Source organism: Tissierella simiarum (assembly GCF_018917865.1).
GTDB classification, from domain to species: domain Bacteria; phylum Bacillota; class Clostridia; order Tissierellales; family Tissierellaceae; genus Tissierella_C; species Tissierella_C simiarum.
Map to the genome: position 1 here is coordinate 155,185 of NZ_JAHLPM010000003.1, position 21,796 is coordinate 176,980.

A 21,796-nucleotide genomic window follows, 5' to 3' on the forward strand; every position below is an offset into this window, starting at 1 on the left:
TCAGAATGTAACCATATTTTAAAATAAATAAGGTAAAATATAAATAAATAGAAAAAGGAGATGATTTCATGAATGGGAAAAGAATAGTTGTATATGGAATAGTTGGTTGTTTAACCTTGGGTAATATATCTTATGCATTTGCTGATAAAAGTAAAGATAATTATACAAAAAAGTGTAACGAATTTATTCCATATGAATTTGTTGTTGGTAAAAGTGATAATTTAAAAATAAACATAGAAAAAATTACTTATAATAAAGATAATATAAAAATAGATATGGAAATACCAGTAATAAGTGGATTAGAAGATAGTAAATATGAAGAGCAGTTAAATTATTTAATTAAATTACATGCTATGAAAGCAAAAGAAGAATTTGAAAAAGATGCAAATGAATTAAATGCTGAAAAGAAAAAACAAGGACATGATATAAGAGAATCACAATTTAAGTATGGATTCCATGTTAAAAATACAGAAAATATACTATCAATAGTAATTGAAAAATATACTTATTTAGGTGGAGCTAATGGTATAACTGAAAATGAATATTATAATATTGATAGGTTAGCTAATAGGAACTTAGAAATAAAAGATATTTTCAAAGAAAATAGTAATTACAAAGAAATTATTAATAATGAAATTAAAAGGCAAATAGCTAAGGATAAAGATAAATATTTTTCAGGAGATGATGGATTTAAGACTATTACTGATACACAACAATTCTATGTAAATGATGGAAATTTAGTAATAGCTTTTCCAAAATATGAAATAGCTCCAGGATCATCAGGAATACCACAGTTTAAAATATCATTAAGTTCTTTAAGCGATATTTTAAAGAATCCAATACCTGTAATCAGTAAAGATATTTATCGTAATAATAAATATAATTTTACTTTTAAAATCGCTCCAATATGGAAGGATAAAGTATATGTAGTAGAAAAATATGATATAGATCAATACAAGGCAAAAGTTGATTTTATATATAAACCAGAATATAAGAGAACTAAAGAAAGTAACTTATTATCAATTATGGTAATGGATAATAAGGATTACAAAGATTTAAGTAGAAGAAATAAGGAAAGTATAGGATTTGTAATAGCAAAAACCGAAGATTATGTATATTTAGCAAAGACTTATGGAGCCAATCCTTACGTTAAAAATACTAAAGAATATAATGAATATAGGGAACTATCATCAGTCATTGATGGAATAGATGATTTATTTCAACTTGTGCCAGTTCAAGAAGAAACAAAAGAGATAACTAACTATAGATGGATTATGGTAAACGGAAAAAAGATTAATTTAAACAAAGATATGTATAAAAGTGAAAAAGGTAATTTAATGATTCCAGTTTCAAAGGTATCAAAGGCGTTAGGATATAAAGTTAAATGGAATCCACAAAACAATAGTATAACTTTAGATGAAGGAAAAGTTAGTATAATTTCTATTGGTAAGAATAGCTATGGTTATATGAAATCTTCATTAAAATTAGAGGAAAAGGCTATAAATAACTGCGGAACTGCTTTTGTACCTGTTAATTATTTTGAAGATGTATTAAAATTAAAAGTGACAGTAGATAGTAATGGTATACTGAATATCTCTAAGTAAAAGACTATATATTAGTGGAAGGAAAGTTAATCATTCCTTCTGCTTTTTTATGTTTAGGAAAGTATAGGGCTAATATTTTTTAATATATGGTATAATAAATAGGGAAAGTTCTTTAAGTATTCAGTAGTATTATTTGTTTTTGTAAAAAGACTTATATTGCAGTGTTTCAAATAAAAAGGTCTTTTTAGAAATGCACTTTAGGTCAAGTTTAAAATAGGGAAATTTATACTTTCCTACACATTATAAAATATCCTTAGGGGGATGAGGTATGAAGCTTGAATTATTTGACTTTATTGATGAGACCTTAAAGCTTATAGAAGAAAACAAAGATGACTTAGAAAAAGTAGCTGAAACTTTAGAAAAATTTTTTATGGATAGCTTTTCCATAAATGATCATTTTTTAAATGTAAATTATAGAATTAAATCTCTTGAAAGTTTAAAAGAAAAAATATTAAGGCATAACTTCTACATAAAATATAAAACTCCAGAAAATTTATTTCAAAATTTATCGGATTTAATAGGTCTTAGAATTGAATGTAGGTTCATTGAGGATGAAAATAAGATCTATAAAGATATACTCAAATTATTCAATATAAAGGAAGATGATGGATATTACTCTAATTCACTTAATTCAAATATAATGTTAAGACTAGATGAAAAACAACCTCAAAAACAAAAAAATGGATTTGAAATTTATAAAATTGATGGTAAATACAGTAAGAATGGAATGACTGTTAACTTTGAACTACAGATAAAATCATTAGTTAATGTATTTTGGGGTGAAATAGACCATAAGATACTATACAAGAATTTTAATTATATGCTTACGGAAGGTTTTTTTAGAGATATAATGTCATCTATTAAAGATAACTTGGCTATGATAGATAGGCAATTGATGTTAGTATACAATCATTTAAATGATATGGATGCTAGCAATTCTGCTACTAAAAAAAGCCAATTGGAAGCACTGTTATCCAAAATCATTCACGATATTTATATTGTAAAAGTTAGACAGGAAATTGGATTTGTAGTAGATTTCAAAAAATCTACAGATGTTATTGTAAATTATATTTCTACGAAGGATGGACCTGAAGAATCAGAGAATTACAGTCCAAACTTTTTAAGAATATTAAATAGATTAAATGATATTTCTAGAAATGAAATAAGCTTCAATAATTATATAAACTTTGAAAGAAACATTTATTTTGAGGATAACTTTTGTGATAAAATAGGTAATAGTATATTGAAAATAATAAATAAAGATTTTAGATGGAATCTTTTATTTAGAATAATATTTGAAATTGAAGAAGGAAACAACGCTGAAGATTTTGAAGGTTTTATTAGGTTTATTAAGTTTAGATTTTACGAAAATATAATAACAGTTTTGGAGAATAAAGAGTTATCAAAAGAGGATAAAGATGAAATAACAAACTCTATAATGGATGCTATAGCAAATTGTTTTAGTAAGGAAACAGATATTGATTTTATAAACAATTGTAGTATCAATTCTTTAAATAATAATATAGAAAAAATCTTTAGAAGTGTAAATGACTATGAGGATTGGAGAAAGCAGAAAGAAAAAATACTAGAAGAAATAATGAATTATAATTTTTAAAAGTATTTGGTCCTACCAAATACTTTTTTATAATTGGGTAAATATATTATACAATAGTTTAGTGTGAAGGGAGATGAAAAAGTGAAAGTCATTAATAAAATAAGAAATACCTTAGTTAGTATTAAAAATAGTGTCAAAAGATTTCCTATAACCATAGGTATTTCAATTGTTTTAGTGATTTCTCTTATTTATTTAAATGAAGTAGGCAGTCATGTAAATATAGAGAGAAGAGAGATGTTGCGAAGAATAAATATGGTAATTGGATTAGGGGTTCCTTTGTCTTTGTGTGTTGGGTTAATTAAAGAAAGATTACTTGAAAAGGAAAAATATAAAGGAATTTTATCTTATTTAGTTAGCATAATTGTATTAGTATTATATTATTTTTTCCTGCTTAAAGATTTTGATATGGTATCTATTACTCGATATTTAGGATCTATATTATTTCTTATCTTAGCTTTTTATTATATACCTTGGATAGGAAAAGAAAAAAATTATGAGGATTATGTAATAAAGGTATTTTCTAGCTTTTTTTTAACTATTATTTATTCTTTCGCTCTTTACTTTGGAATATCTGCTATATTAATTACTATTGATAAACTATTTGACGTATATATTCAAAGTAAAATTTATTATTATATGTTTTTAATTGTAGCAATTATTTTTGGATTATCTCTATTTTTATCAAGAATACCAACTTCAGAGGAAAAGTTTAAAAATTATATTTATCCTAGATCTTTAAAAATATTATTATTGTATATAGTAATTCCTTTAATTACTGCATATACAGCAATTCTTTATGCTTATTTTGCAAAGATACTTATTACAAGACAGTGGCCTAAAGGCTTAGTTTCCCATCTAGTCTTATGGTACTCAGCATTAAGTGTAGGAGTTATATTTTTTATTACACCAGTGGAAAATAAATGGGGAAAAAATTTTAAGACATGGTTTCCAAAATTAGTTTTGCCAATTCTATTTATGATGTTTGTTTCTATAGGCATAAGAATTAGACAATATGGAATAACAGAAAATAGATACTATGTTTTAGTTCTTGGACTATGGGTGATGGGAGTTATGATTTATTTATCAGGTAAAAAACCTATAAAAAATATTGCAGTACCCATAAGTTTATCCATAGTTATTTTAAATTCAATATTTGGTCCTTTAAGTAGCTACTCATTGTCAAAATTAAGCCAAAATAAGAGATTCGAAAAGATTTTATTGAGAAATGAAATGCTAGTTAATGGAGAAGTACAGAAGAAACCAGATATACCTGTAGAAGATAAAGAAGAAATAAGCAGTATAATAACTTATTTTAGCAATAATCATTCTCTAGCAGATATAAAGTATTTGCCAATGGATTTTAAAATAGCAGATATGGAAGATATAATAGGATTTCCTTATGCAACACCTTATTATCCAGGAGCGGAAAGTTACTTTTACTATAGTATAAACCTTTGGCAAGAGCCATTAGTTATTAAAGATTATGATTATTATATTAATATAAATAGCTGGAATAACAAAGTCATTACAGTGGATAATATGGATATTTCATATGATAAGTCTAATAATACTTTGACATTGATAGAAGGCGAAAAGATTTTATTTAGCAAAAATATAATAGAGTATATAGAAAAAATTTATGAGATAAAAGGCAACAATCCTAAAAATATGTCTGAAATAAAATTAAAAGATATGACGTTTGAAGAAGAAAATGAAAATGTTAAAGTTAAAATAGTATTTATTAATTCCAGTGGAAGAATAGAAGGAAAAGATAAATTGATCCTAGAAAATATGGAATGTATATTATTAATTCATAAAAAGAGATAAATCCATTATATTTGGGTAAGTATAGATAAAATAAAAAAGAAAAAGTGGATATTATAGATGGTCAGGGAAGAACGAGATATGATAAGTTAAACTATGCTACCATCACTACTAAACATATATGGACAGGGTTTTAATACCCTGTTTTTTTCTAGGTACGATTAATGATTTTATTATATCAATATTAAATGTATAATAAGTATATTAAGACTAATAAGGATGGTGACAAAATGAAAGCATTAAAACAACTAGGAATAATAATAACTATCTTACTCGTCGGGCAGATCTTACAGCAGCATTTTAACTTACCTATACCAGGTACTGTAATGGGTATGATAATACTTTTAGTACTTCTGTTACTAAAAATATTAAAATTGCAATGGGTAGAAAAAATTAGTTCCATTTTACTAGAACACTTATCTTTTTTGTTTGTTCCAGCTGGAGTAGGTATACTTACTTCTCTAGATAAATTTAAGGGAAAAGTCATACCTTTATTTATAGTGGTTATGGTATCCACTATAGTAGTAATGGTAGTAACAGGAGTAACAGTTCAGCTGCTTGTTAAAAATAAGAAAGGAGAAAAAATATGGTAGAATATTTAAATACACCTTTGTTTGGAGTAGCTATATCTATAGCAGCTTTTGCTCTCGGTCAGTTTATTAATAAAAAATTTAAAATATCAATACTAAATCCTTTGTTAATATCTATAGCTGCAATAATAGGATTTTTAATTTATTTTAATATTGATTATGAAATTTATAATAAGGGTGGTAGTATAATCGGCTTTTTCTTAGGCCCTGCTACAGTGGTTTTGGCGGTTCCTTTATATAAACAGATTAAGCTTTTAAAACAACATGCCTTGCCAATTATAATAGGAATATTTTTAGGTAGCATAGCAGGCATAGCTTCAATAATTATTTTAAGCAAACTATTTAATTTAGATGAAATACTTATGATATCTCTTATACCTAAGTCCACAACAGCAGCTATAGCTATGGACATTTCTAAAGAAATTGGAGGGATTCCTGCATTGACAATGGGTTTTGTTGTGGTAACAGGCATTGGTGGCTATATAATTGGACCTTTCATATTTAAATTATTTAAAATAGAAAATGAAGTAGCTAAAGGTATATCTTTTGGTACAGCATCTCATGCTATGGGAACTGCTAAAGCTATGGAGATAGGAGAAGTAGAAGGAGCAATGAGTTCTTTAGCTATAAGTGTGGCTGGATTAATTACCGTTTTTTTAGCTCCTTTTGTAATGCGCTTATTGAGTATGTATTAATATAATACATAAATGTAATGAAGTATATTGTAAATATATTTATTTAAAGAGAAAAGGAAAGAAATAAAAAAGAATATTTTTATTACAATATTAAAGTGGAGATGTGCCTTTGGACATGAATTTGAAGCCAGTCCGGCTTTGGTTTTGTTGGGAGGTCATTGGTGTCCAGAATGTGAGGCACCTCCTTGGAACTATGATGAAATAGCTAAAAAAATCCATTCTTTTCTCAAGTGTGGTATCTTATTCATAATGATAAGAAAGTAACTTTTATTCAGTAGATTGCCATCAAGATATTATGTAAAAAGCCCACTTAGCTTTGAAGTGGGTTTATATTTTCAAAAATGATATTAAAGAATTATAAATATATTCAATATTGTTATTTCTACAGTTAGGATAATTATCAATAAGGAAACCAATATTGGTTAAAAGGGAAAAAACTAACTTTTCAACAATATTTTTATCCTCTTTCCATTTTTCTTTTATGGTAACATCTGCGAATACTTTTTTCATATTAGCAATAATAAAGTTTTGAAACTCTGAAAACTGAACAGGATCCATTCCTTTTATTTTTTTTAAATGTACTCCTATGCCTCGTCTTTTAGTTATATCATCGTATAGGATTTCAATGCTTTCAATAAGTCTTTTATTACTATCAGATTCATTATTTAAAATTAAATCAAGTTTTTCAAAAGTTTGTTCCCAGCTGTTTGTAACTATAGACATATATAAGTCATTTTTATTCGGATAATAATTATAAAGAGTACCAACAGCAATATTACATTCCTTGGCAATACTTCTCATATTAACTTTGTCGTAGCCTTTAGCATAAAATAATTTTTCAGCACACTGAAAAATTATTTCTTCAATATTATCAATTATTTTAGGCATTGTATCACTCCTGATATAGAATTATATTTATTTACATAATTTAAAACATTATTTAAATTCTTTATTTAATGATATGGCTAAGAGTCCAGTTAATATAAAGGACATTAAATCAGCAAGAGGCTGTGCATACATTATACCATATAATCCATAATTCATACTATTAGGTAATAATTTAGTTAAAAAGCTTAAATTGCTTCCATATCGAATAAATAGTTTTGGCAATATGATAAGTGTTGGAATTAAAAATAATCCCTGCCTCACTATAGATAATATAGCCGATTGAATACCTTTTCCAAGGGATTGGAACAAGCCAGTATGAATTAGCGTAAATCCAACTAATGGTGTAAAAATATTAAAAGCTATTAAATTGTTTATACCATAGGCAATTACTTGTGGATCTTTGGTGAATAGTTTAATAAATGGCTCTGGTAACATACAGAATAAAATTGTAAATATAAATCCAAAGGACATTATCCATATAGTTGATATTTTCAGACCTTCCTTTACTCGATCTAGATTTTTAGCTCCATAATTATAAGCTGCAAAAGGTTGGAAACCTTGATTATATCCCATCATTATATATAGAGGTATCATATTTATTTTTAACGTAGTTCCTACTGCTGCTAATGCATCATCTCCATAAGTGGAAGTAGCAGCATTTTGAATACCAAAGGCTATACTAGATAAAAATTGCATAAAAAATACAGGAAGTCCAATTTTAAATATCTCAATATATGTTGCTTTATTTTTACTTATAAGATTTTTTTCTATATTAACATAAGAATTTTTCTTCATATAATAGCTTAATAAATATATAGTAGATATAGCTTGGCCCAACACAGTAGCAATAGCTGCACCTTTCAGTTTTAGTCCAAAAGTAAACATAAATATTGGGTCAAAAATTATATTTAAAACTGCTCCTATTATTAGAGCATTCATACTATATTTTGCATTACCTTCAGCCCTGATTAAATTATTCAATGTCATGTTGATAATAGTGAATATGCTTCCTAGGATTAACCATCTAGAATACTCTAAAGATGGACCTATAATAGTTTCAGATGCACCCATTAAGATAAAAATAGGCTTTAGAAATATTATTACTAAGATAGTTACCACTATAGAAATAACAATAGCTAAAAAAAGAGCAGTAGTTGCTGTTTTATCTGCTTCCTTTTTATTTCCTTGGCCTAAACTTCTTGAAACATGAGATGCTGAGCCTACACCCAGCATTTGACCTAGGGCTGAAATTATCATAAATAGTGGAAAGGCTATAGATACAGCACCCATAGCAGCAGTATCATTAAGCATACCTACAAATAAGGTATCTACAAAATTGTATATTGCACTAATTAATGTGGCAATAATAGTTGGTATAGCTAAAGTTAATAGGGTTTTTTTAATATCTCCCTCTTCCATTAATTTGGTACGTTGACTACGATTATTTTCCTTCATTTAAATCATCTCCTTAATAAAAAAACATTATATGAACATAAATTCATAATAAATGAACATGAATTCATTATAAGATCCTTCTATATTTTTGTCAAGATTAAGGATAGGAATAAAATGTAAAACATAGGGTTAAAGTAATCTATAATCGGGTAATTTTAAATATAAGATAATATTGTACTACATTTAGAATTGTTGTATTATATAATGTGTATTACAGAAACTGGCAAAAACCATAAGGGAAATGGAGGGGATTTTGTGAAGAAAGTAAATGGAATTATTCTATGTACTGTAATATCTATTGTTATGATAGCTACTATAGGATGTACTAAAAAGAGTTTTACTGAAGAAGAATATAATTTAGAGTTAGAAGAAGGTATTATTCATGGTACAATGACTTTACCTAAAAAATGGAACAATTCTACAGTAGCTCTTATTATATCTGGCTCTGGACCAACGGATAGAGACGGGAACAATCCTATATCAGGAAAGAATAATAGTCTAAAAATGATTTCAGAATCTTTAGCTGAGGAAGGCATAACCTCTGTTAGATATGATAAAAGAGGGATTGGAGCTAGTAAAGGGCTGGTTGAAAAAGAGGAGGACTTAATCTTTGAAGATTACATTTCTGATGCCATAAGCTGGGTAAACAGACTTAGAGAAGATAAGAGATTCAATAAAGTTATTATTATAGGTCATAGTGAAGGAGCATTAATAGGAGCCACAGCAGCTTATGAATCTAATGTAGACGGTTTTGTATCAATAGCAGGTATGGGCTATTCAGCTTATGATACTTTAAAAAGACAATTAGAGGACCAACCAGGGGATATCTATAATAGAAGTATTCCATTATTAGAAGAATTAAATAAGGGTAATCTTATAAAGAACCCTCCAGAGGATTTATATTCAATATTTAGACCTAGCGTTCAACCTTATATAATCTCTTGGTTTAAATATGATCCTGTTGAAGAGATTTCTAATATAAAAGTACCAATTTTAATACTGCAAGGAGATAATGATATTCAAATTGGAGTTGAAGATTCAGAAATTCTTCATAGCGGAAACCCTAATAGTAAATTGGTTATAATTGAGGGAATGAATCATATATTAAAAGATTCACCTAAGGATAGAGAAAAAAATATGGCTACTTATAATAAACCTGATTTACCACTTAATGAAGAATTAATAAGAGAATTAACAAACTTTATTAAGGGTATATAAAGATAAAGATATTAAATTAGGAGGTATAGAAATGAAAGAAATATATTTAGCTGGCGGATGTTTTTGGGGAGTAGAAGAATATATGTCTAGAATAGATGGAGTTGTAGAGACTAAAGTTGGCTATGCCAACGGAGTAAGTGAAAATCCAAGCTATGAGGAAGTTTGTACAGGAACAACAGGTCATGCTGAAACAACTTATGTAAAGTTTGACGAAAGTGTTATTTCTTTGGAATCTTTGCTTAATAAATTTTGGAGGATAATTGATCCAACTTTATTAAATAGACAGGGACCAGATATTGGGAATCAATATAGAACTGGAATCTATTATATTGATCCAGAAGATTTAGAAATTATAAATAAAACTTTAGAGGAACAAAAACAAAAATATAATAAACCAATAGTTACTGAAATTATGGCACTAAAGTCTTTTTATGATGCAGAAGAATATCATCAGAAATACTTAAAGAAAAATCCTGGCGGTTATTGCCATATAAAATTAGAAGATTAAAATAAAAATTAAGTATATATTTGGAAAAAAGGGAATGGGAAAATGGTGATGATTAGTGATGAAAGCTATAGAAGATTATTTAGAGATTTATTGAAAGCTTATTATGAAGATGTTTTTGAGGAAAAAATAGAAGAGGTTTTAGATAAAGAGGAATTGGATAAAGCAAGGTTTGCTAAATTAATTTCAAGTCTGTGTGGAGTTGATGTAAAGTACTCCAATAATTTTGCTGAAGACATAAAAAGAGCTATAGAAACTTATAAAGGAAGTAATAAAGTAGTAGTAAATGTTAACTCTTGTGTTAGAGATTGTGTTGAAATTGACGGTAGGACTATATGTCAAAATGCTTGTCCTTTTGATGCCATTATAATAGGGAAAGATACTTTAGGAGTAGAAATCAATATAGAAACTTGTGTTGATTGTGGATTATGTGTAGATTTATGCCACAATAAAAATTTTGTTGATAAAATAGAATTTATGCCTTTAATAGAGGCTTTAAGAGGAAATAAAAAGGTTATAGCTGCTGTAGCTCCAGCTATTGTAGGTCAGTTTGGTGAGAATGTTTCTATGGGACAAATAAGAGCCGGATTAAAGAAAATAGGATTTGCTGATATGGTGGAAGTAGGATTTTTTGCTGATATGCTAACAATTAAAGAAGCAGTAGAATTTGATAGACATATTTTAAGAGAAAAAGACTTTATGCTTTCTTCTTGTTGTTGTCCTATATGGGTTGGAATGATTAAAGGTAAATTTCACGAGCTGATAAAATATACATCACCTTCAATATCTCCGATGATTGCGGCGGGCAAAGTTATTAAGAAGTTAGATCCAGAATGTAAGGTTGTATTTATAGGACCCTGTGTAGCAAAAAAGGCTGAAGCAAAGGCAGAAGATTTAAAAGATGCTATAGATTATGTTTTAACTTTTACTGAATTAAAGGATATTTTCCATGTCTTAGACATTAATCTTGAAGAGCTGCATGAAGAATTATCTAGTCAATATGCCTCTAAAGGTGGAAGAATCTATGGAAGAATAGGAGGCGTGTCTATAGCAGTAGAAGATGCTGTGAGAAATATGTTTCCAGACAAAACTGATATTTTTACTAGTGAACAGGCTAGTGGAATAAAAGAATGTAAAAAAATGCTTGAAGATACTCTTAAAGGAGAGATTAAGGTTAGCTTTTTAGAAGGAATGGGTTGCGATGGAGGATGTGTAGGGGGACCAAAAACCCTTATACCAAAGGAAAAAGGTAAAGAAATGGTAGATAGTTTTGGAGAAGAATCTAAAGTAAAAATTTCTACAAACAATAGAGTAATGAACGAGTTTTTGAAAGGTTTAGGAATAGAAAATTTAGAGGATTTTAATTGTAAAGAGAAGATAGAAATATTTGAGAGAAAACTATAAATATTAAGAATCCCAATATAGGGATTCTTTTTCTTATGGAAATACTGTAGAATTAAGTAATAGAATATGATATTTTAGGAGAATTGATTGTATGAAAAAGTTTAAAAAGGTTTATATAGAAATTACCAATGTATGTAATTTACAGTGTGATTTTTGTCCTCAAATTATGAGAGAACCAAATTTCATGGGAATAGAAGAATTTACCCATATACTTAGTGAGATAAAAGGATTTACTGATTATATCTATTTTCACATTAAAGGTGAACCGCTACTTCATCCAGATATTGATAAGTTTTTAGATATTAGTTATGAAAAAGGATTTAAGGTAAATATAACCACAAATGGTACATTGATAGATAAAGTCAAAGATAAACTTATGGGAAAACCAGCTTTAAGACAAATAAATTTTTCACTCCATAGTTTTGATGGAAACACTAAATTGACTAATAAAGAAGATTATTTAAAGGAGATATTTAATTTTATAAAAGAAACTAGAGATGAAGAAAGCTTGATAATTGCTTTAAGGCTTTGGAACTTAGACGAAGATAATATTATAAATAAAGAAGCCAAAAGAAATAAGGAAATTATAGAAAAAATTGAAGAAGAATTCAATTTACCTTTTAAAATCCAAGAAGAAATAACTCCTCAGAGAGGTATAAAAATAGGAGATAGATTGTATTTAAACCAGGATTCAAGATTTCAATGGCCAGACTTAGATGCTGAAGAACTTAACGATGTTGGATTTTGTTATGGATTAAGAGATCAGATAGGAATTTTATCTGATGGAACAGTGATTCCTTGTTGTTTAGACGGTGAAGGGGTAATAAATTTAGGTAATATATTTGAAACATCTTTTTCTGAAATTATAATGGGAGATAGAGCTAAAAAAATCTATGAAGGATTTTCAAATAGAAAAGTGGTAGAAGAATTGTGTAGAAAATGTGGATATAGAGTAAAATTTAACAGTTAATAAGGAGAGGGTAAATCCTCTCCTATTTATTTAGTAAATGTTCAATTTTTTCTAAGGTTAAGTCTTTATAATGACTAATTATTAGGTCTGCTTGTGATAAATCTTGATTTCCAGAGTTAGGGTTTTTAATAGCTATGCATGCCATATTTGCTTTTTTCGCAGCCTTTATTCCATTTGTAGCATCTTCTATAACAATGCAATTGTTGTAAGGAACGCCTAACTTTGTTGCTGCTGTTAAGAAAATTTCAGGATCAGGCTTGCCATTTGAAACATCTTCTCCACTTAAGATTACTTCTAGATGCTTATCTAAATTAAAATGATTTACAATACTTTCTACAACAAATCTGTTGTTAGAAGACGCCAAGGCTAATTTAAATCCATTCTCTTTAAGAAGTAGAATAAAATCTAAAACATTGTCCATTAAGGGGATTTTATGAATATTTTTAGCAAGTTTCATCTTTTTCTTTTCTACTAGTTGTTCAACATTATAATCTAAATTATGTCTTTCTTTTAAAGTTTTCCATAGAAAATAATCTGTTGTACCTACAAAACTTTCATGTTCTTCTATAGACATATTTACGCCTACTTCATCAAATAATTCTCTTTCCAATTGAAAGTGGAAAGGTTCACTATCTATGAGGACTCCATCCATATCAAATATAATTGCTTTCATCTAATCACTCCCATAAATTAAATACTAGATAGAATAATATAATATATTTAGTTAATAGTCAAATTTAAAGATTAAGGAAGTAAAGTTGGATATATATTAAAAGGTCGCCTAAATTGAAGTAATTATAAAGTTGACACTATATATAGAGGTTTGATAAAATAAATTATCAATATATAGATATTGTAAATGAATAAGGGGGAACATGAATGATTACAAAAATAAGGAAAAGGGACGGAAGAGAAGTACCTTTTAACATAGAGAAAATCTCTAATGCCATTTATAAAGCAGCTCAAGCGGCAGGGGGGCAAGATTATAATACTGCTTTAAACTTATCAGAAAAAGTTGTTATGGAAGTAGACGAAAAATTTAGAGGACAGGTACCAGGAGTAGAAGATATACAAGATATGGTAGAGAAAGTTCTTATTGAGTCAGGTCATGCTAAAACAGGTAAGGAGTACATATTATATAGAGCCGAAAGAAACAGAGTAAGAGAAATGAACACTAGGCTCATGAAGGTTTATGAAGACTTAACTTTTAAAGAAGCCAAAGATGTTGATTTAAAAAGAGAAAATGCCAATATTGATGGAGATACGGCTATGGGAACCATGCTGAAATATGGTTCTGAAGGAGCCAAGCAATTTTATGATTTATTTGTGTTAAATCCAGCTCACTCAAGAGCTCATAAAAATGGAGATATTCACATTCATGATTTAGATTTTCTAACTTTAACTACGACTTGCTGTCAAATAGATATAGTAGGGCTATTTAAAAATGGTTTTAGTACAGGGCATGGATTTTTAAGAGAGCCTAATGATATTCAGAGCTATTCAGCTTTGGCTTGTATAGCAATTCAGTCCAATCAAAATGATCAACATGGAGGACAAAGTATACCCAATTTTGAATATGGAATGGCTCTAGGTGTAAAGAAAACTTATATTAAATCCTATAGACAAAATTTACAAAAAGGAATTGAATTATTAGTAGATGACGTTGATTTAAATGATAATTTAGTCAATATTTTCGATATACTTGAAAAAGAATACTCTTTAGTACCTACATTAAGTAATAATGAAGAATATAAGATAAAAGAATCAGAATACTTAAATGAACTATTAAATGATGAAAAGTTAATAGGAAAGATTCAAAGATTTGCAGAGAAAAATGCATATAAGGATACGGATAGAAAAACGTATCAAGCTATGGAAGCACTGATTCATAATCTTAACACTATGCATTCTAGAGCAGGAGCTCAGATACCTTTTAGTTCCATTAATTATGGAATGGATACCTCTATTGAAGGTAGAATGGTTATGAAGAATTTATTATTATCAACAGAGGCTGGATTAGGAAATGGAGAAACTCCTATATTCCCAATTCAAATATTTAGGGTTAAAGAAGGAGTTAACTATAATCCAGAAGATCCAAACTATGATTTATTTAGGTTAGCTTGTAGAGTAAGTGCAAAAAGATTATTTCCTAACTTCTCTTTTATTGATGCACCTTTTAATGCTAAATATTATAAAGAAGGTCATCCAGAAACAGAAATTGCTTACATGGGATGCAGAACTAGAGTTATAGGAAATGTATACGATCCGTCAAGGGAAGTAATTAATGGAAGAGGAAATTTAAGCTTTACAACAATAAATCTTCCAAGGATAGGAATAGAAAATAAAGGCAATGTGGAAGGTTTTTATAAAAATTTAGATGAAATTATAGATTTAGTAATAGCACAATTATTGGAGAGATTTGAAATTCAAGCTAGAAAGAAAGTTAATAATTATCCATTCCTTATGGGTCAAGGGGTTTGGATAGATTCAGATAAGTTGTCTAAAGATGATGAAGTCAGAGAAGTATTGAAACACGGAACTTTATCTATAGGATTTATTGGCTTAGCCGAATGCTTGAAGGCCTTAATTGGAAGCCATCATGGTGAAAGTGAAGAAGCTCAAAAATTGGGATTAGATATAATTGGTCATATGAGAAAAAGGATGGATGATATAAGCCAACAATATAAAATGAACTTTACTGTAATAGGCACTCCAGCAGAGGGAACAGCAGGTAGATTTGTAAAAATGGATAGGGAACTGTTTGGAGATATTCCTGGAGTAACTGATAAAGAGTATTATACAAATAGTTTCCATGTACCAGTTTATTATAAAACTAAAGCCTTTGATAAAATAAGAATTGAGGCACCTTACCATGAATTAACTAATGCAGGACATATAACTTATGTAGAATTAGATGGAGATCCAACAAATAACATAGATGCTTTTGAAAAAATTGTTAGAGCTATGAAAGAGGCTGGAATAGGATATGGTTCTATTAATCATCCTGTAGATAGAGACCCTATATGTGGATATACAGGCATTATTGGTGATACTTGCCCTAAATGTGGAAGGGAAGAGGGAGATATTAAATTTGATAGAATACGCCGTATAACAGGATATTTAGTAGGAACTCTTGATAGATTTAATGATGCAAAAAGAGCAGAAGAAAGGGATAGAGTAAAGCATTTTTCCTGTTCTAGTAAATAAGAGGTGTAATTGATATGGAGCATATTAGAATTGCTGGTATTGAGGAAGAATCAATAGTAGATGGACCAGGTATTAGGCTAGTCGTATTTACTCAAGGCTGTAAACATAATTGTAAAGGATGTCATAATCCAGAAAGCCATTCTTTAGACGGAGGAAATAATATGTCTATTGAAGATATAGTAGAAAAGATAAAGGAAAATCCTTTATTAAGTGGCGTCACTATTAGTGGAGGAGAGCCTTTTTTACAAGCTAAAACTTGTGCTATCTTGGCTAACAAAGTCAAAGAAATGGGACTAAATACAATGACTTATACAGGATATACCTTTGAAGAAATAATAGAAAGAATAGATATAAATAAGGGTTGGAGAGAACTTTTATATGAAACAGATATTTTGGTAGACGGTAGATTTGATATAAATAAAAAAAGTCTATTATTAAAATTTAAAGGTTCAAAAAACCAAAGGATAATAAATGTAGCTGAGTCATTAAATAATAATGAAATAGTACTTGCAGAAATTTAAATAAAAATCGTCTAATCTAAAAAGATTGGACGATTTTTTATTTGTGGTTGTATTTATAATATATTTTCAGTAATATAATAAGATAAGAATATACGACTGTGTATTCAACGGGAGGAATATATATGTACACAGCTATTATTAATTTAATACAACAGAAGCTAATTCTATTGCATCTATTTCTTTGGTATCTTTAGATTATTACTATCGATACCATTTGTATCAAATATACTTTCGGCATATTTCTTTAAAGAATCTATTCCAATTGACTCTAATAACTTAAATCCCTCTGAACTTTTAATTTTTTCTATATCTATTTCGCCCTTACCTTCATAATATATTGAATTTAGATCTGCTAAGGTTTTTGACATTAGATCCATTTCTCTATCTTTATATTCCTTAATGTCATAAAATTCTTCGTAAAATTTAAAATAGGATCGATCTATAAAATAGGATCTAGAGTATTCTTTAAAATTTTGAATATTTTCATTATGTATATTATTTTCTTTTGCATAGCCTTCCATATCTATCCAAGATGTACTATATTCATATCCACTATTTGGTGAATATTTAAGAATGCCATAAGTATGAGGATATACAGATAAAGAACTAGTTGCAATATCATAAATTTGTTTTTTATCATTTTCATAAAGTTTTATATCTTGAAAATGTATGTGACCTGTTAAAACCAATTCTATATCACAATCTTGAAATAGATTTATAACTTCTTTACTATTATTTAGAGTATATCCTTCGTTTTTTACAGGATTATGATCTAATAAGCTATGGTGCATTACTGCCATGAGCTGGACATTTTCCTTTTTTGCTTTCTGACTACATTTTTTTATCCATTTAATAGTATTAGGATTAATGATACCATCAGCTTGAGGACTATTACGTATCATATTATCATGATATTGGTTAGTATCAAGCATTAAAAGCCATATATCATCTGATGGAGCAGCAAGATAACTTAAACTGTTTTCATCTCTAGAAATTGCTTCATCATACCCAAAGGATCCATATATTTTACTAAAGTCTTTATCACGTATATTGTTAGTTTTTTTCTTTTTCTTATGTTCAAATTTACAAGCCCATGGATTTTTTACATCATGATTTCCAGGAATAACAAATACGGAAGTACCAGAATTCTGAACATAATCTAATTTTTTTGCTAAATTTTCATGACTTTCTTTCTCTCCATTGTTTGTAAGATCTCCACAAATAATAAGTACATCAGGTTCATTTTTTTTAACATCTCTAAGAAAGGCATCGATTAATTCCTCACTATACGCTAACAATTTTCCATCACTAGTTGTAATATAATTATTAAAAGCTTCTTTACAATTGTTTAATTCTTTAGCAAAATAATGAGGATCTGCAGAAACGAAAAAAGTTATATCTTCTCCTGAACTAATTCTACAAGGTGGTTTTGAACATGCTATTTTACAGCTGTACATATGAAGACGTGCTATAATTACTATAATTACAACCAACAGGGATATGATAATGAATAAATTTCTTTTATTTTTCATACATTAACCTCCCGAAAATGTATTATATATTTAAATGAAAAAAGAATCGTTTAATTAGAAAAAATAAATAAGAAAGTCTCATTGACTATTTTGTATCAAACCCTTTTACTATGATTATACAATAGATTGGAAAATAAAGGGGACAAAGTAGATGAAAATTTAAAAAAATGTATTAATAAAGTATGATATAACATATATAGTGATAGTAAATAATCAAGAGATTTTGTTACAAAGGGAACTGTCCACATTGCATACTGTGTTTGGAAGATCTAAGGAAAAGTTGGAAAGGCTATTGGAAAAGGGAAGACAGGAGGACGTTAATTTTTAACTGTTCCTTGTCTTCTTGTAAATTTGTCAATATAGAGGAATTATGATACTATATAAGCCGTAATGAACGCCATTTGGAATTAATAATAAGAAACGGAGGAAATTAAATTATGCCTGATTTTCCAAACTGCCCAAAATGTAATTCAGAATATACTTATGAAGATGGGCATCTTTTTGTTTGCCCAGAATGTGCTTATGAGTGGAATTTAGAATTAATCAGTGAAAATAATCACGATGAAAAAGTTGTCAAAGATGCGAATGGAAATGTTTTAAATGATGGAGATTCTGTTACGGTGATTAAGGATCTTAAAGTAAAAGGAAGTTCATCGGTTGTAAAAATAGGTACCAAAGTAAAAAATATACGTTTAATTGATGGAGATCATGATATTGATTGTAAAATTGATGGCTTTGGAGCTATGAAATTAAAATCTGAATTTGTTAAAAAATTATAGTGAACACTTACCTTTCTGCTAGTATAAAGGCAGAAGGTGTTTTTTTAGAGGAAGAGGTATGGAAAGAGAAGGAATATCTGTATTTATAATATTAATATCTATTGAGTTTATAGTTTCAGGGGAACCATCCCCATTGCATCAGTATAGCAAACCTAATTTTTTTTATTGGGTCTTATATCTATGGTGTACTTTAAGCAATATAGTAATTAAAGATGATTTAATAAAACAAGGTAGACGGAGAGTGATGTCTGCCTTGTTTTATTAAAATGGGAAATATCATTCAAAAAAGAAGGAGTTTATTAAAATTTATAGAACATGTATCGATAATACATTTTTAAAACATATTTTGTAGAAAAAGTTATAAGAGATGATGATGTTGGGATAAAACTCCTAAATTACAGCTTGATTTAAAATAAGTGATAATTTCATTTATATGTATTGAGAACTAGGATTAACATGATACTTGAAAGGAAGGGCAATAAAATGATTTTTAATAGTATAGAGACTCAAAGACTTATTTTAAGAGAGTTAAATAAAGATGACTTTGCATCTATTCATAGTTATGCTTCAGATTCTGAAGTATCACAATATTTACCATGGGGTCCTAATAGTGAAGCAGATACACAAGTTTTCCTGAATAAAATTATAAAATATCAGTGTGATAGCCCAAGATATGATTATGAAATTGCAGTAGTGACAAAAGAGGATAATAAATTAATTGGTGTTTGTGCAATACATATATCAAATCCTAGCAATAGAGAAGGTTGGATTGGATACTGTTATAATAAGGAATACTGGGGCAATGGATATGCTTCAGAGGCTGCTAAAGAGATTATTGAATTTGGATTTACAGGTTTAGATTTACATAGGATTTTTGCAACATGTGACCCAAATAATATTGGTTCAGCAAAAGTATTAGAGAAAATAGGAATGAAGAGAGAAGGACATTTAAGAGAAAATAAATGGCAAAAAGGAAAATGGAGAGACTCATTTGTTTATTCAATTCTTAAACATGAGTATAAAAAAGGTGTATGAAGTAGTAAGTGTCTAAATGATGATTTTAAATATAGTCATAAATTTTATAAGGAGGATAAAAATATGGATGAAATTCAACGTTGGTATGATGAAAAGTATGATGAGTGGGAAAGGCTTGAACGTCATAAAATTGAATTTGATATTACGACAAGGTATCTTGATGAATATTTAAGTGGAGAAAATTTAGAGATATTTGATATTGGAGGGGGACCTGGCAGGTATTCTATATATTTGGCAGAGAAAGGACATAAGGTATCATTACTTGATTTATCAAAACGCAATATTGAAGTTGCAAAAGAAAAATCAGAAGAAAGAGGTATTTCACTGGAAGCCTATATACATGGAAATGCTTTAGAGTTAGAGAAGTATGAACAAAAATATGATGTTATTTTGCTAATGGGACCCCTGTATCATTTGATCAAAGAATCTGACAGGAAAACTGCTGTAGAAAATGCATTAAGATTACTAAAGCCAAATGGAATTATTGTTGCTTCTTTCATATCTAATTACGCACCTATACAGGATTATTTAAAAGAATTGTATCCAATTGAATCTGTAGATGAACTGCTGGGATATTTAAAGGACGGTAAAAACGAAGGAGATAAAGGATTTACAACAGCTTATTTTACTGATTATAAAGAGGCGAGAGATTTGATGAATAGCTTTGGACTAACGGAAATAATATTTGCTGGTGTTGAAAATATCTTAGGCTCTAAAGAAAGAGAAATAAATATGTTAGAAGAATGTGAATATAGAAAGTGGCTAGAAATTGGTTACCAATTAAGCCAAGATGAAAATCTTATGGGTACAAGTGAACACTTTTTATATATTGGACGTAAGTAAGAATTTGGATTATTTAGAGAAGTAGGGTATATAGCTGTGAACAAAAAAATTATTAAAATAATAAAATACCATAAAACAGAATATATTTAAAAATGACTAGGAGGAAAAGCAAAATAGAGGAATTAAAGTTATTATTTTTTGCATTTTAATTAATTATGGAGGATACAGTAGTGAAATTTAATTTTGTTAATATGAACAAAGAATATGCTTATGATATTGTATACAATTGGAAATATGATGGTATTTATTCTTTCTATAATATGACCGAAGATGAAGACGATTTGGAAGAATTTTTAATGCCAGGAACTTGGGGAAAAGACAACTTTGCTGTTTTGGATGATGAAAGACAACTAGTTGGTTATTATTCGTATAGTTTTGAAGATGAGATAATGTGGATAGGTTTTGGTCTCAAACCTGAATTAATTGGAAAAGGATTTGGAAGTGAATTTAAATTTATTAAAATGAAAAAATATATTAACTATTAAATAAAAGAACCAATGAAACTCTAGATTTATGGTTTGAAGAGAGGACAGATTATGAAAAAGAAAAAATTTTATATTTCTATATTTAGTTTAGTAATTTTGGATCAGATAATTAAAATAATTATAAAAAAATCATATTTTATGAATAGACATGAATTAATAGCTAATATATTCTATTTTAAACCTTATATAAATACAGATTATTCTTGGATTAATTCACTATTTAATCTAAACATTAGTTTATTTATACATTTATCATTTGTAATTATAACTGGCATAATAATGGTTTTTTCTTATGATTACATAAAATATCATAATTATAATTCTAAGATAATAAGGATATTGTTTATTTTTTGGTTTTCTGGAGTAATATGTTCTTTCATAGATAAGGTTTTTTGGGGAGGTAGTCTTGATTATATTTATCTTAAACCGTTGTTTATTTTTGATTTAAAAGATTGCTATATTGCAATTGGAGAAATTTTAAGTATCTTACTTATTATTAAACACTGGAATGATTTAAACGATTTTAAAGTAACCAGTTTGATTAGACATAGTGTAGAAAGAGTTAAGAACATTATTTCATCTGATTAATATATGAAATGTTAGATAAGATAAGTGAAGGAGAGGAT

The 21,796-nt window shown here is 28.2% G+C and carries 21 protein-coding genes; 17 read left to right on the forward strand and 4 right to left on the reverse strand.

From position 1 onward, the window contains the following. Nucleotides 1-68 precede the first annotated feature (68 nt). The 5 genes from KQI42_RS04945 (at nt 69) to KQI42_RS04965 (ending at nt 6,328) form a co-directional block, all read left to right on the forward strand. Complete coding sequence (locus KQI42_RS04945) at nt 69-1,604, forward strand: DUF3298 domain-containing protein (protein ID WP_216517363.1); 1,536 nt, start codon at nt 69-71, stop codon at nt 1,602-1,604. Nucleotides 1,605-1,872: 268 nt separating this feature from the next. Next, entirely contained in the window at nt 1,873-3,219 is a 1,347-nt protein-coding gene (locus KQI42_RS04950) for a GTP pyrophosphokinase (protein WP_216517365.1), read from the forward strand. Between the two features lie 81 nt (nt 3,220-3,300). Beyond that, entirely contained in the window at nt 3,301-5,046 is a 1,746-nt protein-coding gene (locus KQI42_RS04955) for a DUF4153 domain-containing protein (protein WP_216517367.1), read from the forward strand. A gap of 227 nt (nt 5,047-5,273) precedes the next feature. Then, the gene (locus KQI42_RS04960; RefSeq protein WP_216517369.1) at nt 5,274-5,636 is read left to right on the forward strand and encodes a CidA/LrgA family protein; all 363 of its coding nucleotides are present in this window, start codon (nt 5,274-5,276) and stop codon (nt 5,634-5,636) included. Then, the gene (locus KQI42_RS04965) at nt 5,630-6,328 is read left to right on the forward strand and encodes an LrgB family protein (RefSeq protein ID WP_216517371.1); all 699 of its coding nucleotides are present in this window, start codon (nt 5,630-5,632) and stop codon (nt 6,326-6,328) included. Before KQI42_RS04960 ends, KQI42_RS04965 begins: the two co-directional genes overlap by 7 nt. A gap of 327 nt (nt 6,329-6,655) precedes the next feature. Here KQI42_RS04965 and KQI42_RS04970 read toward each other — a convergent pair whose 3' ends face one another. Beyond that, nucleotides 6,656-7,216 (reverse strand): TetR/AcrR family transcriptional regulator, encoded by a 561-nt coding sequence (locus KQI42_RS04970; protein WP_216517373.1) that lies wholly within the window; start codon nt 7,214-7,216, stop codon nt 6,656-6,658. A 48-nt stretch (nt 7,217-7,264) separates the two neighbouring features. After that, nucleotides 7,265-8,671 carry an MATE family efflux transporter gene (locus KQI42_RS04975; protein WP_216517375.1) on the reverse strand — a complete coding sequence of 469 codons (1,407 nt, stop codon included), beginning with the start codon at nt 8,669-8,671 and terminating at the stop codon, nt 7,265-7,267. Nucleotides 8,672-8,926: 255 nt separating this feature from the next. On the opposite strand from KQI42_RS04975, the gene KQI42_RS04980 reads away from it, so the two are divergent. The 4 genes from KQI42_RS04980 (at nt 8,927) to KQI42_RS04995 (ending at nt 12,768) form a co-directional block, all read left to right on the forward strand. Then, nucleotides 8,927-9,889: an alpha/beta hydrolase gene (locus tag KQI42_RS04980; protein WP_216517377.1), complete on the forward strand. Its 963-nt coding sequence runs from the start codon at nt 8,927-8,929 to the stop codon at nt 9,887-9,889. Nucleotides 9,890-9,920: 31 nt separating this feature from the next. After that, nucleotides 9,921-10,397, forward strand: coding sequence for a peptide-methionine (S)-S-oxide reductase MsrA (gene msrA / locus KQI42_RS04985; RefSeq protein ID WP_216517378.1), 477 nt, complete (start codon nt 9,921-9,923; stop codon nt 10,395-10,397). Nucleotides 10,398-10,439: 42 nt separating this feature from the next. Continuing rightward, on the forward strand, nt 10,440-11,798 hold the full coding sequence (locus KQI42_RS04990; RefSeq protein WP_246566084.1) for a [Fe-Fe] hydrogenase large subunit C-terminal domain-containing protein: 1,359 nt from the start codon (nt 10,440-10,442) through the stop codon (nt 11,796-11,798). A gap of 91 nt (nt 11,799-11,889) precedes the next feature. Beyond that, nucleotides 11,890-12,768 (forward strand): radical SAM/SPASM domain-containing protein, encoded by an 879-nt coding sequence (locus KQI42_RS04995; protein ID WP_216517379.1) that lies wholly within the window; start codon nt 11,890-11,892, stop codon nt 12,766-12,768. A 22-nt stretch (nt 12,769-12,790) separates the two neighbouring features. Here KQI42_RS04995 and KQI42_RS05000 read toward each other — a convergent pair whose 3' ends face one another. After that, a complete protein-coding gene (locus KQI42_RS05000; RefSeq protein WP_216517380.1) occupies nt 12,791-13,441 on the reverse strand; it encodes an HAD family hydrolase in 651 nt (216 codons plus the stop codon). Nucleotides 13,442-13,647: 206 nt separating this feature from the next. On the opposite strand from KQI42_RS05000, the gene KQI42_RS05005 reads away from it, so the two are divergent. Both KQI42_RS05005 and nrdG read left to right on the forward strand, forming a co-directional pair. Continuing rightward, complete coding sequence (locus KQI42_RS05005) at nt 13,648-15,975, forward strand: anaerobic ribonucleoside triphosphate reductase (protein ID WP_216517381.1); 2,328 nt, start codon at nt 13,648-13,650, stop codon at nt 15,973-15,975. Nucleotides 15,976-15,989: 14 nt separating this feature from the next. Next, a complete protein-coding gene (gene nrdG / locus KQI42_RS05010; protein WP_216517382.1) occupies nt 15,990-16,496 on the forward strand; it encodes an anaerobic ribonucleoside-triphosphate reductase activating protein in 507 nt (168 codons plus the stop codon). A gap of 173 nt (nt 16,497-16,669) precedes the next feature. On the opposite strand, the gene KQI42_RS05015 is transcribed toward nrdG, so the two are convergent. Continuing rightward, nucleotides 16,670-18,028, reverse strand: a complete 1,359-nt coding sequence (locus KQI42_RS05015; protein WP_216517383.1) for a metallophosphoesterase — start codon at nt 18,026-18,028, stop codon at nt 16,670-16,672. 437 nt (nt 18,029-18,465) lie between these two features. Here KQI42_RS05015 and KQI42_RS05020 point away from each other — a divergent pair, with 437 nt between their 5' ends. From KQI42_RS05020 to KQI42_RS05045, 6 genes are all read left to right on the forward strand, one after another. Continuing rightward, on the forward strand, nt 18,466-18,807 hold the full coding sequence (locus KQI42_RS05020; RefSeq protein WP_216517384.1) for a zinc ribbon domain-containing protein YjdM: 342 nt from the start codon (nt 18,466-18,468) through the stop codon (nt 18,805-18,807). 58 nt (nt 18,808-18,865) lie between these two features. Next, nucleotides 18,866-19,072, forward strand: coding sequence for a hypothetical protein (locus tag KQI42_RS05025; protein ID WP_216517386.1), 207 nt, complete (start codon nt 18,866-18,868; stop codon nt 19,070-19,072). A 218-nt stretch (nt 19,073-19,290) separates the two neighbouring features. Then, nucleotides 19,291-19,842 (forward strand): GNAT family N-acetyltransferase, encoded by a 552-nt coding sequence (locus tag KQI42_RS05030; protein ID WP_216517388.1) that lies wholly within the window; start codon nt 19,291-19,293, stop codon nt 19,840-19,842. Nucleotides 19,843-19,905: 63 nt separating this feature from the next. Continuing rightward, nucleotides 19,906-20,685: a class I SAM-dependent methyltransferase gene (locus KQI42_RS05035; RefSeq protein ID WP_216517390.1), complete on the forward strand. Its 780-nt coding sequence runs from the start codon at nt 19,906-19,908 to the stop codon at nt 20,683-20,685. Nucleotides 20,686-20,840: 155 nt separating this feature from the next. Beyond that, nucleotides 20,841-21,170 (forward strand): GNAT family N-acetyltransferase, encoded by a 330-nt coding sequence (locus KQI42_RS05040; RefSeq protein ID WP_216517392.1) that lies wholly within the window; start codon nt 20,841-20,843, stop codon nt 21,168-21,170. Nucleotides 21,171-21,221: 51 nt separating this feature from the next. Beyond that, nucleotides 21,222-21,758, forward strand: a complete 537-nt coding sequence (locus tag KQI42_RS05045; protein ID WP_216517394.1) for a signal peptidase II — start codon at nt 21,222-21,224, stop codon at nt 21,756-21,758. Nucleotides 21,759-21,796: the final 38 nt, after the last annotated feature.

Bases quoted from the DNA above. Each gene is read 5' to 3' on its own strand.
- KQI42_RS04945 (WP_216517363.1), top strand. From the start codon at position 69: ATGAATGGGAAAAGAATAGTTGTATATGGAATAGTTGGTTGTTTAACC.
- KQI42_RS04950 (WP_216517365.1), top strand. From the start codon at position 1,873: ATGAAGCTTGAATTATTTGACTTTATTGATGAGACCTTAAAGCTTATA.
- KQI42_RS04960 (WP_216517369.1), top strand. From the start codon at position 5,274: ATGAAAGCATTAAAACAACTAGGAATAATAATAACTATCTTACTCGTC.
- KQI42_RS04965 (WP_216517371.1), top strand. From the start codon at position 5,630: ATGGTAGAATATTTAAATACACCTTTGTTTGGAGTAGCTATATCTATA.
- KQI42_RS04970 (WP_216517373.1), bottom strand. From the start codon at position 7,216: ATGCCTAAAATAATTGATAATATTGAAGAAATAATTTTTCAGTGTGCT.
- KQI42_RS04975 (WP_216517375.1), bottom strand. From the start codon at position 8,671: ATGAAGGAAAATAATCGTAGTCAACGTACCAAATTAATGGAAGAGGGA.
- msrA (WP_216517378.1), top strand. From the start codon at position 9,921: ATGAAAGAAATATATTTAGCTGGCGGATGTTTTTGGGGAGTAGAAGAA.
- KQI42_RS04990 (WP_246566084.1), top strand. From the start codon at position 10,440: ATGGTGATGATTAGTGATGAAAGCTATAGAAGATTATTTAGAGATTTA.
- KQI42_RS04995 (WP_216517379.1), top strand. From the start codon at position 11,890: ATGAAAAAGTTTAAAAAGGTTTATATAGAAATTACCAATGTATGTAAT.
- KQI42_RS05000 (WP_216517380.1), bottom strand. From the start codon at position 13,441: ATGAAAGCAATTATATTTGATATGGATGGAGTCCTCATAGATAGTGAA.
- KQI42_RS05005 (WP_216517381.1), top strand. From the start codon at position 13,648: ATGATTACAAAAATAAGGAAAAGGGACGGAAGAGAAGTACCTTTTAAC.
- nrdG (WP_216517382.1), top strand. From the start codon at position 15,990: ATGGAGCATATTAGAATTGCTGGTATTGAGGAAGAATCAATAGTAGAT.
- KQI42_RS05015 (WP_216517383.1), bottom strand. From the start codon at position 18,028: ATGAAAAATAAAAGAAATTTATTCATTATCATATCCCTGTTGGTTGTA.
- KQI42_RS05020 (WP_216517384.1), top strand. From the start codon at position 18,466: ATGCCTGATTTTCCAAACTGCCCAAAATGTAATTCAGAATATACTTAT.
- KQI42_RS05025 (WP_216517386.1), top strand. From the start codon at position 18,866: ATGGAAAGAGAAGGAATATCTGTATTTATAATATTAATATCTATTGAG.
- KQI42_RS05030 (WP_216517388.1), top strand. From the start codon at position 19,291: ATGATTTTTAATAGTATAGAGACTCAAAGACTTATTTTAAGAGAGTTA.
- KQI42_RS05035 (WP_216517390.1), top strand. From the start codon at position 19,906: ATGGATGAAATTCAACGTTGGTATGATGAAAAGTATGATGAGTGGGAA.
- KQI42_RS05040 (WP_216517392.1), top strand. From the start codon at position 20,841: ATGGAGGATACAGTAGTGAAATTTAATTTTGTTAATATGAACAAAGAA.
- KQI42_RS05045 (WP_216517394.1), top strand. From the start codon at position 21,222: ATGAAAAAGAAAAAATTTTATATTTCTATATTTAGTTTAGTAATTTTG.